The organism is Actinoplanes sp. SE50/110, assembly GCF_900119315.1.
GTDB lineage: Bacteria > Actinomycetota > Actinomycetes > Mycobacteriales > Micromonosporaceae > Actinoplanes.
The window spans coordinates 3,160,067-3,179,664 of record NZ_LT827010.1; the positions used below are offsets into that span (position 1 = coordinate 3,160,067).

General features: G+C 72.0%; 18 protein-coding genes. 10 read left to right on the top strand and 8 right to left on the bottom strand.

Going from position 1 to position 19,598, the window contains the following annotated elements; translation table 11 throughout:
• Positions 1–10 precede the first annotated feature (10 nt).
• A complete protein-coding gene (locus ACSP50_RS14015; protein WP_014689746.1) occupies positions 11–1,114 on the top strand; it encodes a sugar-binding protein in 1,104 nt (367 codons plus the stop codon).
• Positions 1,115–1,117: 3 nt separating this feature from the next.
• Here the strand turns inward: ACSP50_RS14015 and ACSP50_RS14020 are convergent, their stop codons facing one another.
• From ACSP50_RS14020 to ACSP50_RS14035, 4 genes are read right to left on the bottom strand one after another with little or no spacing between them, the layout of a single operon-like run.
• Entirely contained in the window at positions 1,118–1,831 is a 714-nt protein-coding gene (locus tag ACSP50_RS14020) for a SprT-like domain-containing protein (protein WP_014689745.1), read from the bottom strand.
• A 34-nt stretch (positions 1,832–1,865) separates the two neighbouring features.
• Positions 1,866–3,647 (bottom strand): xanthine dehydrogenase family protein molybdopterin-binding subunit, encoded by a 1,782-nt coding sequence (locus ACSP50_RS14025; protein WP_014689744.1) that lies wholly within the window; start codon positions 3,645–3,647, stop codon positions 1,866–1,868.
• Complete coding sequence (locus ACSP50_RS14030; RefSeq protein WP_014689743.1) at positions 3,644–4,618, bottom strand: xanthine dehydrogenase family protein subunit M; 975 nt, start codon at positions 4,616–4,618, stop codon at positions 3,644–3,646. Before ACSP50_RS14030 ends, ACSP50_RS14025 begins: the two co-directional genes overlap by 4 nt.
• Complete coding sequence (locus ACSP50_RS14035) at positions 4,615–5,175, bottom strand: 2Fe-2S iron-sulfur cluster-binding protein (RefSeq protein ID WP_014689742.1); 561 nt, start codon at positions 5,173–5,175, stop codon at positions 4,615–4,617. Before ACSP50_RS14035 ends, ACSP50_RS14030 begins: the two co-directional genes overlap by 4 nt.
• A gap of 77 nt (positions 5,176–5,252) precedes the next feature.
• Between ACSP50_RS14035 and ACSP50_RS41845 the strand changes: the two genes are divergently transcribed.
• The 3 genes from ACSP50_RS41845 (at position 5,253) to ACSP50_RS14045 (ending at position 8,679) form a co-directional block, all read left to right on the top strand.
• Positions 5,253–5,414: a hypothetical protein gene (locus ACSP50_RS41845; protein WP_155123500.1), complete on the top strand. Its 162-nt coding sequence runs from the start codon at positions 5,253–5,255 to the stop codon at positions 5,412–5,414.
• 736 nt (positions 5,415–6,150) lie between these two features.
• Complete coding sequence (locus ACSP50_RS14040) at positions 6,151–7,971, top strand: PAS domain-containing sensor histidine kinase (protein ID WP_014689740.1); 1,821 nt, start codon at positions 6,151–6,153, stop codon at positions 7,969–7,971.
• Positions 7,972–8,082: 111 nt separating this feature from the next.
• Positions 8,083–8,679, top strand: coding sequence for a DivIVA domain-containing protein (locus ACSP50_RS14045; protein WP_014689739.1), 597 nt, complete (start codon positions 8,083–8,085; stop codon positions 8,677–8,679).
• On the opposite strand, the gene ACSP50_RS14050 is transcribed toward ACSP50_RS14045, so the two are convergent.
• The gene (locus ACSP50_RS14050) at positions 8,622–10,856 is read right to left on the bottom strand and encodes a bifunctional diguanylate cyclase/phosphodiesterase (protein ID WP_231956929.1); all 2,235 of its coding nucleotides are present in this window, start codon (positions 10,854–10,856) and stop codon (positions 8,622–8,624) included. The two genes, ACSP50_RS14045 and ACSP50_RS14050, sit on opposite strands and share 58 nt — an antisense overlap.
• Positions 10,857–11,201: 345 nt before the next feature.
• On the opposite strand from ACSP50_RS14050, the gene ACSP50_RS41850 reads away from it, so the two are divergent.
• The gene (locus ACSP50_RS41850; protein ID WP_155123501.1) at positions 11,202–11,372 is read left to right on the top strand and encodes a hypothetical protein; all 171 of its coding nucleotides are present in this window, start codon (positions 11,202–11,204) and stop codon (positions 11,370–11,372) included.
• A 9-nt stretch (positions 11,373–11,381) separates the two neighbouring features.
• A complete protein-coding gene (locus ACSP50_RS14055; RefSeq protein WP_014689737.1) occupies positions 11,382–12,536 on the top strand; it encodes an oxygenase MpaB family protein in 1,155 nt (384 codons plus the stop codon).
• 70 nt (positions 12,537–12,606) lie between these two features.
• On the opposite strand, the gene ACSP50_RS14060 is transcribed toward ACSP50_RS14055, so the two are convergent.
• Positions 12,607–13,341, bottom strand: coding sequence for an SDR family oxidoreductase (locus tag ACSP50_RS14060; RefSeq protein ID WP_014689736.1), 735 nt, complete (start codon positions 13,339–13,341; stop codon positions 12,607–12,609).
• Positions 13,342–13,434: 93 nt separating this feature from the next.
• Between ACSP50_RS14060 and ACSP50_RS14065 the strand changes: the two genes are divergently transcribed.
• The 3 genes from ACSP50_RS14065 to ACSP50_RS14075 all read left to right on the top strand — a co-directional run bounded on the left by ACSP50_RS14065 (position 13,435) and on the right by ACSP50_RS14075 (position 16,109).
• Positions 13,435–14,124, top strand: a complete 690-nt coding sequence (locus ACSP50_RS14065; RefSeq protein ID WP_014689735.1) for a TetR/AcrR family transcriptional regulator — start codon at positions 13,435–13,437, stop codon at positions 14,122–14,124.
• Positions 14,125–14,257: 133 nt separating this feature from the next.
• Complete coding sequence (locus tag ACSP50_RS14070; protein WP_014689734.1) at positions 14,258–14,839, top strand: hypothetical protein; 582 nt, start codon at positions 14,258–14,260, stop codon at positions 14,837–14,839.
• 286 nt (positions 14,840–15,125) lie between these two features.
• Positions 15,126–16,109 (top strand): Replicase polyprotein 1ab, encoded by a 984-nt coding sequence (locus ACSP50_RS14075; RefSeq protein ID WP_014689733.1) that lies wholly within the window; start codon positions 15,126–15,128, stop codon positions 16,107–16,109.
• Between the two features lie 211 nt (positions 16,110–16,320).
• On the opposite strand, the gene ACSP50_RS14080 is transcribed toward ACSP50_RS14075, so the two are convergent.
• Positions 16,321–17,031, bottom strand: a complete 711-nt coding sequence (locus ACSP50_RS14080) for a (2Fe-2S)-binding protein (RefSeq protein WP_231956930.1) — start codon at positions 17,029–17,031, stop codon at positions 16,321–16,323.
• Positions 17,032–17,346: 315 nt separating this feature from the next.
• On the opposite strand from ACSP50_RS14080, the gene ACSP50_RS14085 reads away from it, so the two are divergent.
• Positions 17,347–19,050, top strand: coding sequence for a methyl-accepting chemotaxis protein (locus ACSP50_RS14085; protein ID WP_014689731.1), 1,704 nt, complete (start codon positions 17,347–17,349; stop codon positions 19,048–19,050).
• On the opposite strand, the gene ACSP50_RS14090 is transcribed toward ACSP50_RS14085, so the two are convergent.
• Positions 19,033–19,575, bottom strand: a complete 543-nt coding sequence (locus ACSP50_RS14090) for a type 1 glutamine amidotransferase domain-containing protein (protein WP_014689730.1) — start codon at positions 19,573–19,575, stop codon at positions 19,033–19,035. The genes ACSP50_RS14085 and ACSP50_RS14090 overlap by 18 nt on opposite strands.
• Positions 19,576–19,598 lie beyond the last annotated feature (23 nt).

Genomic DNA, 19,598 nt, shown 5'->3' on the forward strand with positions numbered 1-19,598 from the left:
GGTTGAGTCAATGCGCTCCTTCATGATCAAGAGTCTTGCGGTCGGCACGGCCGTGGTGCTCGCCCTGTCCGCCTGCTCCAACGACCGCACCAAGTCCGGTGGCGACACCGGCAACACCAAGGGCTTCGCCAAGGACGGCCTGATCGGCGTCGCCCTGCCGTCGAAGACCTCGGAGAACTGGGTGCTCGCCGGTGACCTGTTCACCAACGGGCTCAAGGATGCCGGCTTCCAGTCCGACGTGCAGTACGCCGGCGCCTCCACCACGGTCGCCGACCAGCAGGCGCAGATCACCGCGATGGTGAACAAGGGCGCCAAGGTGATCGTCATCGGTGCCACCGACGCCGGTCAGCTGACCAACCAGGTGGCGGCGGCGCACCAGGCCGGCGCCAAGGTCGTCGCCTACGACCGGCTGATCACCAACACCCCGGACGTGGACTACTACATCGCGTTCGACAACTTCAAGGTCGGCCAGCTGCAGGGCCAGGCGCTGCTGGACGGCATGAAGGCGAAGAAGCCGAAGGGCCCGTACACCATCGAGCTGTTCTCCGGCTCGCCGGACGACAACAACTCCGGGGTGTTCTTCAACGGCGCGATGGACGTGCTCAAGCCGGAGATCGCCAGCGGCACCGTGATCGTCGGTTCGAAGCAGACCGACGTGAAGCAGACCGCGACCCAGGGCTGGAAGGCGGAGAACGCGCAGAGCCGGATGGACGCGCTGCTCAACTCCACCTACACCGGCGGCAAGACGCTGGACGGCGTGCTGTCCCCGAACGACACCCTGGCCCGTGCGATCATCACCTCGATCAAGGGTGCCGGCAAGCCCGTCCCGGTGGTCACCGGCCAGGACTCCGAGGTGGAGTCGGTCAAGTCGATCATGAAGGGTGAGCAGTACTCGACGATCAACAAGGACACCCGCAAGCTGGTGGCCGAGACGATCACCATGGTCAAGGCGCTGCAGGCCGGCAACGAGCCGCAGGTCAACGACACCAAGTCGTACAACAACGGGGTCAAGGTGGTCCCGTCCTTCCTGCTGCCGCCGGTCATCGTCACCAAGGCCAACGCGGCCGAGGCGTACGCGAACGACCCGAAGCTGGAGCCGCTCACCAAGAGCTGACCGTCAGCACCGGCCAGGGCGTTCCCGATCCGGGGACGTCCTGGTGCTGTTCGGCGGGATCCGTTCGACCATCGAGAAGGAGGCGTTGAGCAGGCCTCGCGGCGTCTGGATCTGGTAGCGGCTGCGACCCTGCTTGACGATGGTGCCGAGCACGCCGCCGTACTTGCCGCCGCCCCGCAGGCGCACCCGGTCACCGACCGCGAGGGCGACGGGGGCGGCACCGTGCAACCGGACCAGCTCCGCGACGTAGTCCGGGTGCAGCGGCACCGGATGGCCACGGTAGGTCCAGGCGAACAGCGCCGACCGGTTGAACCCCGGCGAACAGTTCCGGCACGACCGCACCCGCACCGGCCGGCGGTGCGCCGTGGTCCGGTGCCCCTGCCGGCAGAACCCCTCCCACGCCCCGTCGACCCGGGGCGCCTCCTCGGGCACGCAGCGCCGGCCCGAACATCCGATCCGCACCGCGATCGCCCGCCACACCTCGTCGTGCCCGTGCCGGGCCCCGGCCAGCGCGTGCGCGATCTCGTGTAAGACCGTCTCGGTCACCTGCTCCGGCGAATACAGGCTGATCAGCGGCCGGGACAGGCCGATCTCCCGGCGCCCCGGCCGGCACACCCCGGCCCGCGTCTTCGCGTCGTCGAAGGTCAGCCGCCAGCGGGACAGCCGGTGCTCGGCCATCAACCGCAGCGCCAGCTCCCGTGCATCGCTCAGATCCAACCCGGAACTCCTCCCCGCTCCCCACCATGATCCCTCAAGCGGGCGCAGCGGTCCCACCGGCGAGCAGGTCGGGCAGGCGGGCGGGGAGGGTGCGGATCCGGGTGCCGGTGGCGTCGGCGACCGCGTTCAGGATGGCGGCGGCGGGGCTGCCGATGTCGGACCGGGACGGCTCCAAGCCGTCCACCCAGGCGGCGTCGATCCAGGCGATGTCGGGGTACGCGGGGATGCGGGATCCGCCCGGGGCGGAATCGGTCCAGGTGCCCCCCTCGGGGTCGGGGGCCGGCGCCTCGTGCAGGGCCATGCTCACGCCCGCGACCATGTCGCCGAGGAACCGGGACCGGGTGGCTCGCGCGTCGGCGGCGTCCCGGGCGGTGTACACGCCGAACAGGCGGGTGACCCCGACCTCGCCGGTGACGGTGCTCACCCGTACCTCCGCGAAGTGCGCCCCGCCCGCGAGGCCGGTGCCGATCAGCCACTCACCGGCGCGCCCGTGCGGGCGATCCGGCCAGCCGAAACGGGCGGCGCCCGCACGCAGGCGCCGCAAGCAGTCGCCGCGGAGATTCCGCTCCCGGAAGGTCAGCGGATCCATGCCGATCGACAGGGCCAGCTCGTCCAGCGCGCACTCCAGCGCGACCGTCCCGGGCGTCCGCGCCGAGCGGGACGGCGGTACGTCCAGCGGGACGGCCCGGTGCCGCAGCGTCAGGTCCGGGACGTCGTATCCGCCGTGGGGGACCACCCCCGGATCGCGGAAGCGGCTGGTCGCGGTCCGCACCGTGTGGTCGATGGCGGTCAGCCGGCCGTCCGGGGTGGCGCTGATCCGCAGCCGCTGGACGGTCGGGGCCCGGAAGCCGGCCGGGTGCGGCGACGTCACCTGGACCGGCCGTCCGGTCACCCACGCGCCCAGGGCGGCCAGCACGGCGTCCGGGCGAACCGGACCGCTGCCGCCGCCGGGCCCGGGGATCACGCGGACGTGTCCGGTGGGCAGGCCGAAGAGCTCCGCGACGGTGTCCGGGTCCTGGCCGGAAGCGGACAACTCCAGCCGCTGACCGTCCCAGCGGGCGATCGTGGCGGGCGGCTCCAGCGGACCGTCGGGCGCGGCCGGCGTCGTGTAGACGACGTCGACGCCGGGGTTTGCGGCACCCGACATGGCGTCGATGCCGGTGCCCGGGGTGGTCGGTCCGGGGTGGGTCGTGTCCGGCGTCAGGCCGATGTCGGTGCCTGCGGCGGGCGGTCCGGGGTGGGTGGTGTCCGGCGTCAGGCCGATGTCGGTGGGCGGTCCGGGATCGATGGCGCGGAGCACGACGTCGTGCCGCTCCTCGGTGATGTCCCACCGAACCAGCCGGGCGGCGCGGCGGGCGCCCTCCAGGGTGTCGGCGACGACCAGGGCGACCGGCTGTCCGCGATGGGCGATCCGGTCCGACTGCAGCGGCGGGGGCTCCGGACCGTCGAATCCGGGCGGGCCCGGGACGCTCGCCGGGGTGGACGGTGATGGCGCGCCCGCCCCGGCCGTTGCCTCCGGGGACCCGGCTCCGGGCAGGTGCGGGACGTTGCCGTGCCAGAGGACGACCAGTACGTCGTCGTCCTCGGCCGGGTCGGTGAACACCGCGTTCAGCCGGCCGCGAGCGACCGGGGAGGCGACGATCCAGCCGTACGCCAGGCCGTCCCACGGATGGTCGGCCGCGAAGCGGGCGGCGCCGGACACCTCGGCTGAGCCGTCCGCGCTGAGGCGGGCGGCGCCGGACACTTCGGCTGAGCCGTCCGCGCTGAGGCGGGCGGCGCCGGACACTTCGGCGGTGCGGCCGAGCATGGTCGTCATCGGGCGTCCTCGGTCAGCGACTCCAGCACGGCGGCGGTCAGGTTACGGATCAGGGGAATCTTGTACGCGTTGTCCCGCAACGGGCGCGCCGCCGCCAGTTCGGCGTCCGCCGCCGCGAGGAACCGCTCCCGGGTGGCCGGCCCACCGCGCAGCGCCTCCTCCGCGGCCAGCGCCCGCCACGGTTTCGGGGCCACCGCGCCGAACGCCAGCCGCACCTCGCGGACCAGGCCGTCCCCGGTCCGCAGCGCGGCCGCGACCGAGCCCGCCGCGAACGCCGAGGAGGCGCGGTCACGGGCCTTCCGGTAGGCCGACCGAGCCGCGGCCGACAGCGGCGGCAGGTCGACCGCGGTGATCAACTCGCCGTGTTCCAGGACGGTGTCGCGCTCCGGTTCGTCCCCGGGCAGGCGATACAGATCGGTCACCGGGATCTCCCGGGCGCCGGCCGGACCGTCCACCCGGATCACCGCGCCGACGGCGGCGAGGGCCACCGCCAGATCCGACGGATGGGTGGCGATGCAGCCTGCCGAACCACCCAGGATCGCCAGGTCACGATGGTCGCCGGTGCGGGCCGGGCACCCCGAGCCGGGCAGGTGCTTGTTGCACGGCAGGCCGGCCGCCAGGAAATATCGGCAGCGGGTGCGTTGCAGCAGGTTGCCGCCGGTGGTCGCCATGTTGCGCAGCTGGCCCGGCGCGCCGGCGAGCAGGGCCTGGCTCACCAGCGGAAAGCCGGTCCGCACCCGGCGATCCGCGGCGAGATCACTGTTGCGGACGCCGGAACCGATCCGGATCGTCCCGTCGGCCAGCGTGGTGATGTCGTGCAGCGGCAGCCGGGTCACGTCGACCAGCACGTCCGGGGCGGCCACGCCGAGCTTCATCAGATCGACCAGGTTCGTGCCGCCGGCCAGAAACACCGCACCCGGTTCGAGGCCGTCGGCGAGCCCCGACGCCGTACGGTAATCGAAGGTCTTCATCGGCCCGCCGCCTGCCGGATGGCCGGGACCATCGCCGGGTACGCCCCGCACCGGCAGAGGTTCCCGCTCATCCGCTCCCGGATCTCCGCATCACTGAGCGGATCGCCCTGCGGGTCGCTGTGGGGGCCGGCCTCCGCGTCGCCGTGCCGGGCGGCCTGCGGGTCGCTCGGCGGACCGGCCGCGCCGGTGACCGCGCTCGACCAGCCCCGCGCCACCTCGTCGAGCATGCCGACCGCCGAGCAGATCTGCCCCGGCGTGCAGAACCCGCACCCGAATCCGTCATGGGCCAGGAAGGCCCGCTGCACCGGGTGCGGATCGGCGGCATGTCCCAGGCCCTCGACCGTGGTCACCTCGGCGTCCTGCTGACTGATGGCCAGAATCAGACAGCTGGCGACCCGCCGCCCGTCCAGCAGCACCGTGCAGGCCCCGCACTGCCCGTGATCGCAACCGCGCTTCGCTCCGGTCAGCCGCAGCCGCTCCCGCAGCAGGTCGAGCAGCGTGGTCCGCGGATCCAGGCCCACCAGGTGGTGCTGAACACCGTTGACGCTGATGCGCATTCCCCGCCGTTACCCCCGAAAGCCCAGCTCAACCGCGTTCCCCGGCGGCCGCTCCGAACGTCTGGTTGGGTATGCGGATGGCGACCTGCAACCTCTGCCACCGTGACGTGCCCGATGAGCAGATCGAGGAACACCGCCGCGACGTGCATCCGGACGTCGCGGCGGACGGCACCCGGGAGACGGACGACTCCCGGATCGTGCCGGATTCCACCGTGCCGCCCGCTCCGAGGGAGGAGTGAAACAGACCGGTTTCCTGTGGGTTCCCTGCCGAAGACGCAGGTCGCGGTACGCGCGGCCGACCCGCTGTGCCGGCCGGGCGATCAGCGTCCCGCAGCGGAGGGGACCAGAACATTGCTTCGATCGGTGGCGTTCCATCGACGGGCGCCCCGGCACACCGATCGTGAGTGGACGACTCGACGTCACCATGTTGAACTTTTCCGCCCGAGATCCGTTGAAGAGAGTGTCCGGGCGCGACGACCCCAGCGCCGCGCCCGGGCCTCTCCCCACCGCGAGCCCGCGACCCCGCCAAACGCGGTGTCACAGCCGATCCGCCGATCCGCCAAGCCGCCTCCCACCTCCCGCCTCCCGCCTCCCGCCGCCCACCTTTCACCGTCCGAGCCGGCTGTGACCGGCGCTGATTCGGCCGAGCCGAACGGGAGCGTGTGGCCTGGGCCGAGCTCGCCGTGGATCAGTGGCCGCGTCCGAGGTCGAGGCGCCTCCGTCGCGGGTTTGATCTTGCGGGGTGACCGCGCCCGACAGCGGATGTGGAAGGGGGTGGCGATCGTCATGGACGCGCCAGCGGCCAGATCGACGCGCCCGGTGCGGCGGGAGCAGCGATCGGTTATCGGCCGGAGCGCACGACATCCGGAATTTGAAGTTGATCTTCCATCTCGACTTTGATCTTCATAAGAATTCACTACGGGCTTGATCTTTGAAGGCCGGAGCCGCCGCATATCTCGGGAATACGCTGTTTTCGTGCGGTTGTCGGCGGTGCTGTTCTCGGTGGTCACGGTGACCGCCTTGGCGGTGTGGTCCGCGTTGATGCCCACCCGGATGTTGCTGTTCGGCACCGTGGCGATCGGTCCGGCCCTGGCCGCGGCCGCCGCCCTTCCCTCGGTCGTCCTGCTGGTCGGCGGCTATGCGTTCGCCGCCGCACTGGCCGTTTCGACAGCTGAGGGTCTGTTCGGGACGGCGGATCAGTGGTTGCGGCTGGCGTTCATCGCGTGGGCGACCGCGGTGTCGTGGGGGCTCGCGGTGTTCCAGCGGCGGGCGCAGCGGTCGGCGTCCGGGGCGGCGCGGGAGCGGCAGGTGCTGGCCGCGGTGGCCGAGCAGTCCGGGGACGCGATCATCTCGACGAGCCTGGACGGCACGATCGTCGCGTGGAACGGGGGAGCGACCCGGATGTACGGCTGGCCGGCCGCGGAGGTGATCGGGCGTTCGCTGGCCGAGATCCTGCCGGACGACCGGGGCGACGAACTGCAGCGGGCGCTGGGTGAGCTGGCAGCCGGGCGGCGGCTTCATCTGGACGAGTCGCGCCGGGTGCGCCGGGACGGAACGCCGCTCCTGATCTGCGCGGATGTCTGGCCCATCCGGGACGAGAACGGTGTGGTGGTCGCGGCGGCGGCCACCGAGCGGGACATCACCGAGGAGAAACTGGCCCGGGAACGGTCGGCGCGCGCCGATCGGCTGGAGAGCCTCGGTCAGCTGGCCGGCGGGATCGCGCACGACTTCAACAACCTGCTGGCGATCATCCTCAATTATGCGGATTTCCTCGATGGGGAGGTGTCCGGTGAGGCCGCCGAGGATCTGCGGCGGATCCGCAACGCCGCCGACCGGGCCAAGGAGCTGACCGGGCAGCTCCTTGTGTTCGCCAAGCGGGAGCCGACCCAGGTGGAGGTCATCGACCTGAACCAGGTGGTGACCGAGGCCGGCGAGCTGCTCAGCCGGACCATCGGCGAGAACGTGCGCCTGGTCAACCGGCCGTCGGCCGCGCCGATGCCGGTCCGTGCCAACCGGGCCCGGCTCGACCAGATCCTGCTCAACCTGGTGATCAATGCCAGGGACGCGATGCCGGACGGCGGGGTGGTCGTGGTCGAGACCGACCTGGTCGAGGTGGGAGAGGGGCCGGCCGCGCCGCTGCCGCCTGGGCGGTATGCCCGGCTCACCGTCAGCGACACCGGCTGCGGGATGACGGCCGAGGTTCGCGACCGGCTCTTCGAGCCGTTCTTCACCACCAAACCACCCGATCGCGGTACGGGGTTGGGTCTGGCCACGGTGTACGGCATCGTCGGCGACGCGGGTGGCACGATCGGCGTCGAGTCGGCGCCCGGGGTCGGTACCACGTTCCGCATCCTGCTGCCGTCGGCCGCCGTGCCGGCCGGCGCGTCTCCCGGCCCCAGCCAGGCGGAACTCGCGCACGGGCACGGCGAGCTGGTGCTGGTCGTCGAGGACGACGAGTTCGTACGGGACCTGGTGATCCGGATCCTGCGGGACAACGGCTACCGGGCGACGGCGCTGGGCGACGGGCCGCTGGCCGCGCTGGACCTGCACGACGTGGCACTGGTGATCACCGATGTGGTGCAGCCCGGCCGGTCCGGTCCGGCGCTCGCCGCCCGGCTGCGCGCCCGGCGGCCCGACCTGCGGGTGCTGTTCATTTCCGGGTACAGCGACGCCGATGTGCGCCGGGAGCATCGCATCGAACCGGAGGCACGGATCGTGCAGAAGCCGTTCACCGCCGTCGAACTGCTCGCCGGGGTGGGCGAGGCGCTGGCCGCGGCTCACGCAAACGGGGCTTGACCGGCACACGATGTTGACATTGGTGTCCGGGGGCGGGTGTACTGCGTGACGACGTTGTCCTGACTATCTCCCATCGGGGAACGTGCACAGCTCGGGAAGGCAGGTGCCGTTGTGGCGATCACCCCGGCCGAGATCAACGGCATCGCCTTCCGGCGGCCGCGGCCCGGTGCGTCGGGCTATCACGAGGAGCAGGTGGACGCGTTCCTGGAGGACGTGGCCGGGGAGATGCGCCGCCTCGAGGCGGAGAACCGGGCGCTCAGCTCCCGGCTGGGGCACGACGACCTGGCCGAGCGGGTGCGCCGGGCGGAGCTGGAGTGTCTGGAGGCGCAGGAGCGGGCCCGTGCCCTGCGCGAGGCGCTGACCGCGGCGCGAGAAGCGTCCTTCACTCCGGTCAATGCGGATAAGTCGGGCATGTTGGAGGTCGCTCAGCGGACCGCGGATGCCTGCGTCGACCAGGCCCGGGCCGAAGCCGAGCTGCTCGTGGAGCAGGCCACCACCAAGGCCGCCCAACTGCTCAGCGACGCGCAGCTGCGGGCGTCGACGATCGTCGCCGACGCCCGGCACGCCCACAGCGAAGCGATCGCCGGCATCGAAGCCCAGCGGGCCGCCACCCTCGACGAGATCAGCGAGCTGATCGCGCTCGCCGGCCGTCAGCGGGCGGCGACCGCCGACGACATCTCCGGCCGCCTGCAGGAGTTCACCAGCTGATCGGCCGGCATCGGCCGAGCGAAGTGGAAGCCCTGCGCGGCCCGGTAGCCGAGCGCGGCCAGCCGGTCCGCCTGCTCCGGCGTCTCCACCCCTTCCGCCACGATGTCCAGCCCGGCCGCGCCGGCCAGGGCAAACACCGCGGCCGGCATGTTCAGCCGGCGGCCCTGGGTCGCCTCGACGAACGAGCGGTCCAGCTTCAACTGGTCGACCGGCAGCTCGTGCAGTAGGGTCAGCGACGACTGCCCGGTGCCGAAGTCGTCCAGCGCGATCCGGATCCCGGTCCGCCGCAACGCCTCCAGCTTGCCGGTCGACTCCTCGCCGAGCGCCACCGCGGTGCTCTCGGTGATCTCCAGGGTGAGCAGTTCGGCCGGCATGCCGGTGACCGCCAGGATGTGCACCACCCGCTCCAGGAAGTCCCCTTCCGACAGTTGCCGCGCCGACACGTTGACGTTCATCCGGGCCGGTGCGTCCGGACCCAGCTCGGTCCGCCACGCGGCGTGCTGCTCGCAGGCGGTGCGCAGCACCCACTCGCCGAGCGGCACGATCAGCCCGGTGCGTTCGGCGACCGGAATGAACTCGCCGGGCGGGATCATCCCGCGCTGCGGATGCTGCCAGCGGACCAGTGCCTCCACGCCGGTCAGGTGGCTGCCGTCGAGCGCCACGATCGGCTGATACTCCAGGCGCAGCTGGCCACCGGCGATCGCCTGGCGCAGCTGCGCGCCGAGCGCCGCGGTGTCGGCCACCGCGCCGGCCATCCCGGCGGTGTAGACACGCACCGTGCCGCCGCCCTCGTGCTTCGCCGCGTACATCGCGATGTCGGCCCGGCGCAGCAGCTCACCGGGCTCGTCACCCGGGCCGTCGGCGATCCCGATGCTGGCCCGCACCAGCAGATCGTGCCCCTCGGCGAGGACCGGCTCGGCCAGCGACCCGATCATCCGGCGGGCCACCGGTTCCGCCTCGGCCGCGGTCAGCCCGGGCATCAGCACCACGAACTCGTCGCCGCCGAGCCGGGCCACCGTGTCCACCTCCCGCACACTGGCCCGCAGCCGGCGCGCCGTCGTGGTGAGCAGTGCGTCCCCGGCGCCGTGCCCGAGCGTGTCGTTGACCGTCTTGAAGTCGTCCAGGTCGATCAGCGCCACACTGACCGGCTGCCCGGCCTCGCCGCCGGCCAGCCGGGCGTTGAACAGCGCCCGGTTCGGCAGGCCGGTGAGCGCGTCGTGGGTCGAATTGTGGTCGAGACGGGCGACCAGACCGGTGTTCTCCCGCATCGCGGTGATCTGCCGCCACATCACCACCGCGGTCAGCGCCACCGCGCCCAGCACCACCAGCCGCTCCCGCGGATGCGGCCAGCAGGTGGCGACGAGCAGGCCGTCGATCGCGACGACCGCGAGGTAGGGCAGCACGCTGAACGGCCGGCGGCCACCGACCCGCAGCCCGGCCCGGGAGGGGCAGCTGTTCCGCTGCACCTCGGCGGCCGCGGTCGCCAACACCATGATCAGCGGTACGCCGAGCGGGCCCATGTTGAGCTCCGGCCGGTCCGCGATGAACCGCTGCGACGCGCCGATCAGCACCCCGCCGAAGAGTCCGAGGGCGAACAGCCGCAGCGCGTTGCGGGCGATGTAGTGATGCCCGGCCAGTGCCACCTTGGCGATCGCGAAGATGGTGACCAGCTGCAGCACCATGGTGAACCCGATCACCACCGGCGATCCGGTCCGCTGGAACTGCCACATGAAGATCGACGCGGCGAGCAGCACGGTCCCGGCGTCCAGCCCGATCCGCAGCCGGTCGCCGGACCCCGTCGAGCCCATCGGCAGTCGGAACATGCCGGCCATCAGGGCCACCACACATCCGCCGTACGCCGCCACCGTCCACGGCGACATCTCCTGGGTTGGCGCACCGTGCCCGAGCGCGTCGACCGCGTTGCAGACACTGCCGACCGCGGACAGCACGGTGCAGGCGGCCAGATGCCCCCAGAACATCCGGGTAGGGCGCGGAAACCCGCTGATCCGGGTGATCCGCGCCGCGATCACCATCGGGATCATGCAGGACGGTGCCGCGGGCAGCCAGAGCAGCACCGGCGGGACATGCCAGCCGGCCAGGATGGCGGCGAAGACGACGATGGCGCTCAGCGCCAACGCGGTCGACGCCAGCACCGTGCGAGGCATACGCCTGATCACGGGAAACCTTTCGTCGAACCGTCAATGGTCTGACCATCGCCCGATCAGCCCGGCACCTGAGGAATCGACTGACGAGCCCGCCCGTCGCTGGGGCGCCTGTACCCGTCCGGGCTACGCGCTCTCCGGGTTGTCTGCCCTCCGGTCAGGTTCCGCCGCCTATTCCCGGTCTCCGTGCCCGGTCTCCGTGCCCGGTCTCCGTGCCCGGTCTCCCTGCCTGGTCTCCGTGCCTGGTCTCCGTGCCCGGTCTCCGTGCCCGGTCTCCCTGCCTGGTCTCCGTGCCTGGTCTCCGTGCCCGGTCCGCGGTAATCGGCGCCCGGTCCGGCGCCCTTCGAACCACTATCCGCGGTGCTCGGTCTGCTCCTCTCCGTGCCGTCAGCCGGGGTGCTCGGTTTGCTGCCCTTCGTGCCGCCAGCCGCGGTGCTCGGTCTGCTGCCCCTGGTGGCCGCGGGCGTAGGTTTTCGTGCCCGGGGCGGGGCGGCCCGGCGGGGAGTGGTGGGTGGCGAGCGGCCGCTCTAGGGTCGGAGGATGGTACCGGCGAGGTTCGGGGCGGATCGGGCGTGGGGCGAGCGAGCCGCGCGGCCGCTGCGGATCCTGGCCGGCAACGGCGCGCGGCCGAGCAATGCGGAACTCGCCGCGCTGCGGGCCGGCCTGACGCGTCGGGACGAGCCGGCGGCCGCCCTGGTCCGGGCGGTGCGGGAGTCCCCGGTGCTGACCATCGGCGACCTGCACCGGATCGTCGCGGCGGGGCCCGCCGAGGACCTGCCGGAGCCGTTCGCCGGCTTCTTCGCGACGGTCGCGCGGCGGCCCGACTGGGTCGACGACGGCCTGCTGGAGCGCGGGGCGCAGGCCTGCCGGGCGTTCGGGATGGACGCCGGGCTGGTGCTCGCCTACGGGTCGCTGCTCGGCGGATACCGGACCGGCGCGGCGCTCGAACCCCTGGTCCGGACCGGGCGCCTGACCGGCGGCGAGACGCTGCGGCGGATCAAGGAGACGTCGCTCTGGTGGCGGTCGGTCACCGCACCGGGCGGCCTTGCCCCGGACGGCGCCGGTCTCAAGGCGACCCTGCACGTACGCGTCTTGCACGCCCTGGTCAACGCCCGCCTGGAGAACGACCCGACCTGGGATCACGCCGGCCGTGGTCTGCCGATCAACCAGTACGATCAGGCGAGCACACTCGGCGTCTTCTCCACCAGCTTCCTGCTCCACCTTCGCCTCCTCGGTGTCCGTGTGACCCGCGCCGACGCCCGGGCCGTGATGCACCTGTGGTGTTATGTCGGCTGGCTGCTCGGCGTCGACGAGCAGTGGCTTCCGCACACCGAACGCCAGGGCCGCCGCCAGCTCTACCACTTCCTCTCCCACGACCCGCCCCCGGACGCGAACAGCGTCGCCCTGGCCCGGGCCCTGATCGCGATGACCGACGACGTCACCCACGGCTGGCGCCGGACCTTCGAACGTGAACGAGCCCTCTCGGTCAGCTCCTGGCTTCTGGGCCGCCACGCCCTGCGCGACCTGGGCCTGCCTTACCGCCCGCCCTGGTACGCCCTGACGCGCGTCGCCGCCAACCTCCTGATCACGCACGTCCTGGCGCGGCTGCCCGGCGGCCGCACCCGTCTCCTGACCCGCGCCGAACGCCAGGCCCAGGCTCAGTTCGCCCGCTGGGGCGCCGAGCTGCCCGCCTGACAGCTCCTGCTCTGCCGTGAGCCTGTCGGGCGAGGTCGTTCGGTTGTCGCGGCCGCCCGCCCGACCGGTGTCAGATGATGCCTCCGTTCGCGCGCAGCGTCTGACCGTTGATCCAGTGGCCGGCCGGGCCGGCCAGGAAGGCGACCGCGGCCGCGATGTCCGCCGGTGTGCCGAGGCGCTCCAGGGGCGGCTGCTGGGCCAGACGGTCGATGGTGGCCTGGTCCTTGCCCTCCAGGAAGAGGTCGGTGGCGGTGGGGCCGGGCGCGACCGCGTTGACCGTGATGTCACGGCCGCGCAGCTCGCGGGCGAGAATCATGGTCATCGCCTCGACGGCGCCCTTGCTGGCCGCGTAGCCGCCATAGGTGGGGAACTGCAGGCCGAGCACGGACGTGGAGATCATCACGAGGGCGCCACCGGCGCGGAGACGACGGGCGGACTCGCGGGCGATCACGAAGGCGCCGCGGATGTTGGTGCGGTGCATCCGGTCGAGGTCGTCGAGGTCCAGCTCGGCGATGGGGGACAGGTGCATGATGCCGGCCGAGTTGACCACCACGTCGATGCCGCCGAACGCCTGCTCGGCCAAGTCGAACATGGCGGCGACCGCGGTTTCGTCGGCGACGTCGGCACCGGCGGCGATCGCCCGGCCACCGGCCGCGGTGATCTCGTCGGCCACCGCGGCGGCGGCCGCGGCGTTGCCGCTGTAGCCGACGACCACCGCGGCGCCGTCGGCGGCGAGCCGCTGCGCGACCGCCCGGCCGATACCGCGCGACGCGCCGGTCACGATCGCCACTCGCTGCTGAGACATGTGCGCACTCCTTTGATAGCGCCGCTATCGCTTCCCCGTAGCGGCGATAAAAAGACTGTATCACCGATACGGCGACGGCGTACCATCGCTTCCATGACCTCCGACGTCCGCGCCGCGCTCATCGCCGCCACCGAGCGGCTGCTGGCCGACTCGCCCGACCACGACATCGCCACCCGGGCGGTCTGCGACTGGGTCGGCGTCACCCAGCCGGTGCTCTACCGCATCTTCGGTGACAAGAAAGGCCTGCTCGATGCGGTCGCCGACGATGGCCTGCGGCGCTACGCGCAGCGCAAACAGTCACTGGAGCCGACCGGCGATCCGGTCGCCGACCTGCGCGCCGGGTGGGACGACCACATGACCTTCGCGCACGAGAACCCGGCGATCTACCAGTTGATGTTCTCCCCGCGACCCCGCTCGCACGCCCGCGCCCGGCAGAAGATCATGGACCTTCTACAGGCCACCCTGACCCGGTGCTCGGCGATCGGCGCGCTCCGGGTCGCTCCGGGCCTGGCGGCGCAGATGATCCTGCCGGCCAACGTCGGTCTCGCCCTGAGCCTGATCGCCCAGCCCGAGCTCTTCGACGATCCGAGCCTGTCCATCCGCATGCGCGAGGCCGTCCTCGGCGCGGTCCTGACCGAGCCGGCCACGCACGGCGAGGAGGCGGATCCGGTTCCGGCCGCGGCGTTGAGGTTGCGGTCGCAATTGACAGTCTCCGGTACGCGTGTTCTGGAGCCCGCCGAGGCCGCCCTGCTCGACCGCTGGCTGGAGCGTCTCAGCACGTGACGGGGCCCGGCGGTCGTGCCGGTGCGGGCCGGCGGGTCCGGGTGGCGGAGCTGGAACCAGGGGGAGGGATGGTCGATGGCCGGCAAGGATGACGGGGCTGCGCGATCGATGCCCCGGACGGCACTATGGCGGGATGACGGGGAGAGACAACGACGTACGCCGACCGTCCGGTTTGGTCACCGGTTCGCTGATCGGGCTCAGTTTCGGCACGGTCTTCGTGATGGTGAACAGTGGCGATCTGCCCGATCCCTGGCCGACGGTGATCCGGGCGGCCGCCGTGGTGACCGCCGCCGCTCTGCTGTTCTGGATGTTCCGGGTGGTCCGGTCGGCCGGGTCGGCGGCCGGGAGCGACGACGTGCAGGGGTTCGCCCACCGCGCATACTGGTATGCGGTCGTCGGCGAGGTGATCGCGCTCTTCGGCGGGCTGTATGTGATCAATCAGGTGCTGGACAAGCCGGACGTCGCGGTCGCCTGGGTGGCACTGGTGGTCGGGGTGCACTTCGCCCCGCTGGCGTGGGCCTGGCGGATGCCGTTCTACTACTGGCTGGCCGCCCTCATGGCCGCACTCGGTCTCGGTGGTCTCCTGGCGTATGCCGCGGGCGCCTCGGCCGGCACTGTCGCCCTGATTGCGGGTGTCGGCTCGGGCTTCGCGCTGTACGGCGCCGTCGCGGCCGGCCTTCGGTACGCTCAGCGGCGCGCGGCTTCCATCGTCTGACCGGGTCCGCGGGTGCCGCATTCCCGACCGAGCCGGCCAGGTTCCGCGCGACCGCGTAGACGTCGAAACCGCCCCCTGCTCCGGCGATCAACACGTTATGGGAGCCGGACAGGGCGGTCAGCGGCGGTGGGTCCGCGAGCAAGAATGTCACAGCCCCACGGTACGAAGGAGGGCAGACGGATCCGGCGTCGAGACCCCGGGTGGGCGAGGCGCTGGGCTTCGTCGATTCGTTGCCGGAGCTATGCGGTACGGTGCTCGGTCAGAGTTCCTGGGGGAGGCGACGCGCATGGTCGACATCGGTTGGGTACGCAGGATGGACGCGATCACCGGTGGTGCGATCGTGCTGACCGTCGATGCCGTCATCTTCCTGATGACCGCTCTGGTGGGCGCGCCGCTGCTGCTGTTCTTCATGGCGGACGACGAGGGTGCCGGGCCGCTGTGGCCCTACGCGACCGTGTGGGGTGTGTCCGCGGTGCTGGGTGCCGGGTCCGCGGCGGTGGCCTACCTGATCGGCGATCGGGGCACCCGGGGCATCCGGCAGATCGGCGCCTCGATCGCGCTGACCACCGCGGTGGCGACCGGCGCGCTGGTGGTGGGCGCGATCGAGTCCTCGCCGGTCCTGGCGATGGTCAGTGCGCTGTTCGCGGCGGCGAACGTCGGCGCGGTGAAGATGCTTCTCGGCCCGGAGCCGGTGGAGGCCGGTCCGCCGGCGCTGCCGAACACGTTCCTGCTCGCGGCTCCGCTCGCGGAGGCCGAGTTCCGCACCCGGGAGACCGTCGAGATCCAGGTCCGCCCGGCGCCCGCGATCGCATCGGGGGACACGGAGGCGCCCGCGATCGTATCGGGGGACACGGAGGCGCCCGCGATCGTATCGGGGGACACGGAGGCGCCCGCGATCGTATCGGGGGACACGGAGGCGCCCGCGATCGTATCGGCGGACACGGAGGCATCCGCGACCGCATCGGCGGACACCGAATCGGCCGCCGGCGAGCGCCGGGACGAGAAGACCGGGGCCGGCGAGACGACCCGCACCGAGTCGCAGACCGGCTTGGCGGCATTCAGCGGGACGATCGACGCCGGGCTGGCGGACGTCGACGCGGCGGGCGGCGAGTCGGATTCAGAGGTGGCTGAGGCCGAGTCGGTCGATGTCACATCACCGGCACGACGGATCGTCGGGCGCGATCCGCGGATCAGGCCGCGAGGCTCGGCCGCGATGCACACCATGGGCGGCGTCCGCCTCCCTCCGAGAGCCACGCGCCGGCGAAGCTGAGAAGGAGCCGAGCGCCCGGCTCAATGCCGGAGGGCTGGCGAGCCGCGGTGATGGGCGGCGGTCAGCGGTGGAGGGCTGCGGGCCGGTGGTTGTCGCGGTGATGGGCGGCGGTCAGCGGTGGAGGGCTGCGCGCCAGTGGTTGTCGCGGTGATGGGCGGCGGTCAGCGGTGGAAGGCTGCGGGCCGGTGGTTGTCGCGGTGATGGGCGGCGGTCAGCGGTGGAGGACTGCGCGCCAGTGGTTCTCGCGGTCGGTGGGTGGGGTCAGGATGCAGTCGCCGCAGGTGCCGCCGCCGGGGATGCGGTAATACAGGCAGCAGTTGCGGCGTACCAGGAAGCGGCGGTCGCGAGCCGGGTCGGGTCGGACCAGGTCGGCGGTGGCCCTCAGGGGTGCGCGGAGCAGGAGGGCTTCGAGGATCTCGGCGGCCCGGGACGCGTGTGGCGGGGACTGGTCGGCGATCATCCCGGCGGCCCCGCCGAGAGCCGAGGCCACATTTCCCCACAGCACCTGCGGGGACAGGGAGAACCGCGTTCGGAACGTTTCGAGCAGCGGGCCGGTCAGCCGGGCCAATGCGGTCTCGGTGAAGCGGGCGGCGATGACCGTCGCGGGTTCGGTCGTGCAGGGCACGGCGTCGACGGCGCGGTAGGCGACCGGCACAGGACCGCCGGGCACCGGCCGCCACCACAGGCGGTCGGGCTCAGGCAGCGGCAGGGCGCCGGCGATCGATGCGGCGCCGAGCAGCGGGGACAGCAGGCGGGAGGCCAGCCCCAGAAAGGTGATCGAGGCGGTTTCGCGTTCGCCGATGGCGTCCGGGGTGAGGCCTGACATCCGTACCAGGGTGCTCCGCGCGATGGCTACCCGCTCGGCCGCAACGTTGTGGTCCAGCAGGTCGCGGAATGGCCGCCAGTCCGCGGCGTCGTTCACCGGCTCCCAACGGAAATAGGGCCCCAATCGTCCAGCGACCTCCAAAACATCCGCGCCGTCCACCATGCGTCTCACGATAGGGGTCGCGCCTCCACAAGGCTCCAGCGGTGCGACGTGAGACACCCGCCAGCAGGTCTCCCGCGCGAGGAAGACGCGACGGAAACGGGGGAAGGCGCGAGGGAGACGGGGGAGGCGCGAGGGAGACGCGAGGGAGAAAGGTGAGCTACACCGGGCTGATGTGGCTGTGAGCGAGGGCACGCCCGCGGCGTCCGCCCGGTTGCTCAGACCTTTCCACCCCAGGTCGATAACACAGTCATGAAACTGGAGGTACGACGGCTGTGGCCGATCTTCGCCGCATTGACCGCGTGCGTCCTCGGCTTTCTGCTCCTGCGCCAGGTCGCGACCAGCGCCTTCGATGGTCTGGAAGCGCGGCAGGTGGCCCAGGACGCCGACCGGATCCGGATCGGCCTGGACAACCAGGCTCAGCTGCTGACCGCTTTCGGGGTCACGAACAGCATCTGGGACGAGGCCTACTTCACCATCGCCCGGGGCGACGAGGCCGCTTTCGATGTCGACTATCCGCCGGCCAGCCAGCATGACGACAACGGCCTGGACGGCGTTCTCGGTGTTTCGGCGGCCGGGAAGCTGCTGGTCGGCGGTCTCACCGACGGTGGTGACAGGTTTACCGCACTGCCCGCCGACCTGAACGACCCGGCGCTGCTCAAGCGGCTGTACGACCCGAACGCCCGGGCCGGCACCCCGACCTGTGGGGTGCTCGCGGCCGGCGGCGGCTACCTCTTCTGTGGGCTGGGCGCGTTCCGCAGCTCCGGCGAGGGCGCCCCGTCGGGCGGTTTCATCATGCTGAAACGGCTGGACGCCGCCCGGCTGGCCGGCCTCGGCAAGGAGCTGAGCCTGAGCATCGGCCTGGTCGGCGGCGTCCGGCCGGGCGCGGTCGCGCAGCCGGCGCTGTCCAGCCGGATGGGCGCCGTGCAGGTGCACACCGCGGTGCTGGGCACCGACCAGATGGCGGTCGACGCGAGCGTCGCCACGGTCGACGGTGGCAGCCTCACCATGGAGGCGGTCCAGCCTCGACCGATCTATCAGGCGGCGACGCGTACCGCCTGGCGGCTTTTCGCCCTGATGGTCGTCGCCACCCTGCTGCTGGTGCTGTTCATGCGCTGGTCGACGCGCCGCGCGTTGCGGGTGCGGGTGCGGCCGTTGCGGGAGACGACGGAGCAGATCATCGCGTCGGGTGATCACACGTTGCGGATCAATGCGTCCGGGTCGGACGATCTGGCCGCGCTGGGCCGGACGGTCGACGGCATGCTGGACCGGATCAGTGCGAACGAGGAGTTGCTGCGCACCGAGCAGGAGCAGCGGCAGCAGGAGTTGCAGCGGGCGCACGACGAGCAGACCGCCGCCCAGTCGGCGGCGCAGCGGGCCGCCCGGGAGCTGGTCTCCGGCACGTCGACGGTGGTCAGCGCGCAGCTGGCGGACGTCTCGGAGCGGGCCGGTTCGGTGAGTGCCGCGGCCGCCCGGATCGAGGGTCAGGTGGCGGATGTCCGGGAGGTCGCCGGCCGGCTGCTGACCGGGAACGCCGAGGCGACGGGTGCGATCGGCACCCTGCACGCGAGCCTGGCCCAGGTGGACGAGGTGGCCCGGTTCATCGGCGGGATCGCCAAGCAGACGAATCTGCTGGCATTGAACGCCACGATCGAGGCGGCCCGGGCCGGTGCGGCGGGCAAGGGTTTCGGGGTGGTGGCCGACGAGGTGAAGTCGCTGGCACTGACCACGGCCGAGTCCACCCGGACGATCTCCACCACGCTCGACGAGCTGAACGAGCACGTCGCCGCGGTCGTGGAGATCATGTCCGGGATGAGCGCCGCGATCACCGACATCGACGCGACCACAGCCCGCGCCCAGTCGATGACGGCCGAGCAGGCGACCACGCTGACCGCGCTGACCGGACAGGTGTCCGCGGCGATCAGGAAGCTGGACGACCTAGCGGTTGCTGACTGAGCGGAGCAGCTGCTCGCAGAAGGCCGGCAGATCATCCGGCTTGCGGCTGGTCACCAGCGCCCCGTCGACGTGGACCTCCGCGTCCACCCAGGTCGCTCCGGCGTTGGTGACATCGGTCCGCAAGCTGGGCCAGCTGGTCAGCGTCCGGCCCTCGACGACACCCGCCTCGACCAGCGTCCACGGCCCGTGGCAGATCGCGGCGACCGGCTTGCCGGTCGCCGCGAAGTCGCGGACGAAGCGGACCGCGTCCGGGTCGGCGCGCAGGAAGTCGGGGTTCGCCACCCCGCCGGGCAGCACCAGGGCGTCGTAGTCGGTGACGGCGGCGTCCTTGGCCAGCCGGTCCACCGCGTACGTCCCGGCCTTGTCCAGGTGGTTGACCGCCTGGATCGCACCGTCCTTGATCGAGATGAGTTCGGCGGTGCCGCCGGCGTTCTCCACCGCCTTGCGCGGCTCGGTGTACTCGACCTCCTCCACACCGTCGGTGGCGAGGAAGGCGATGCGTTTGCCGTGAATGTCGATAGCCATGATGGTTCGTGTGCCCGAGCCCG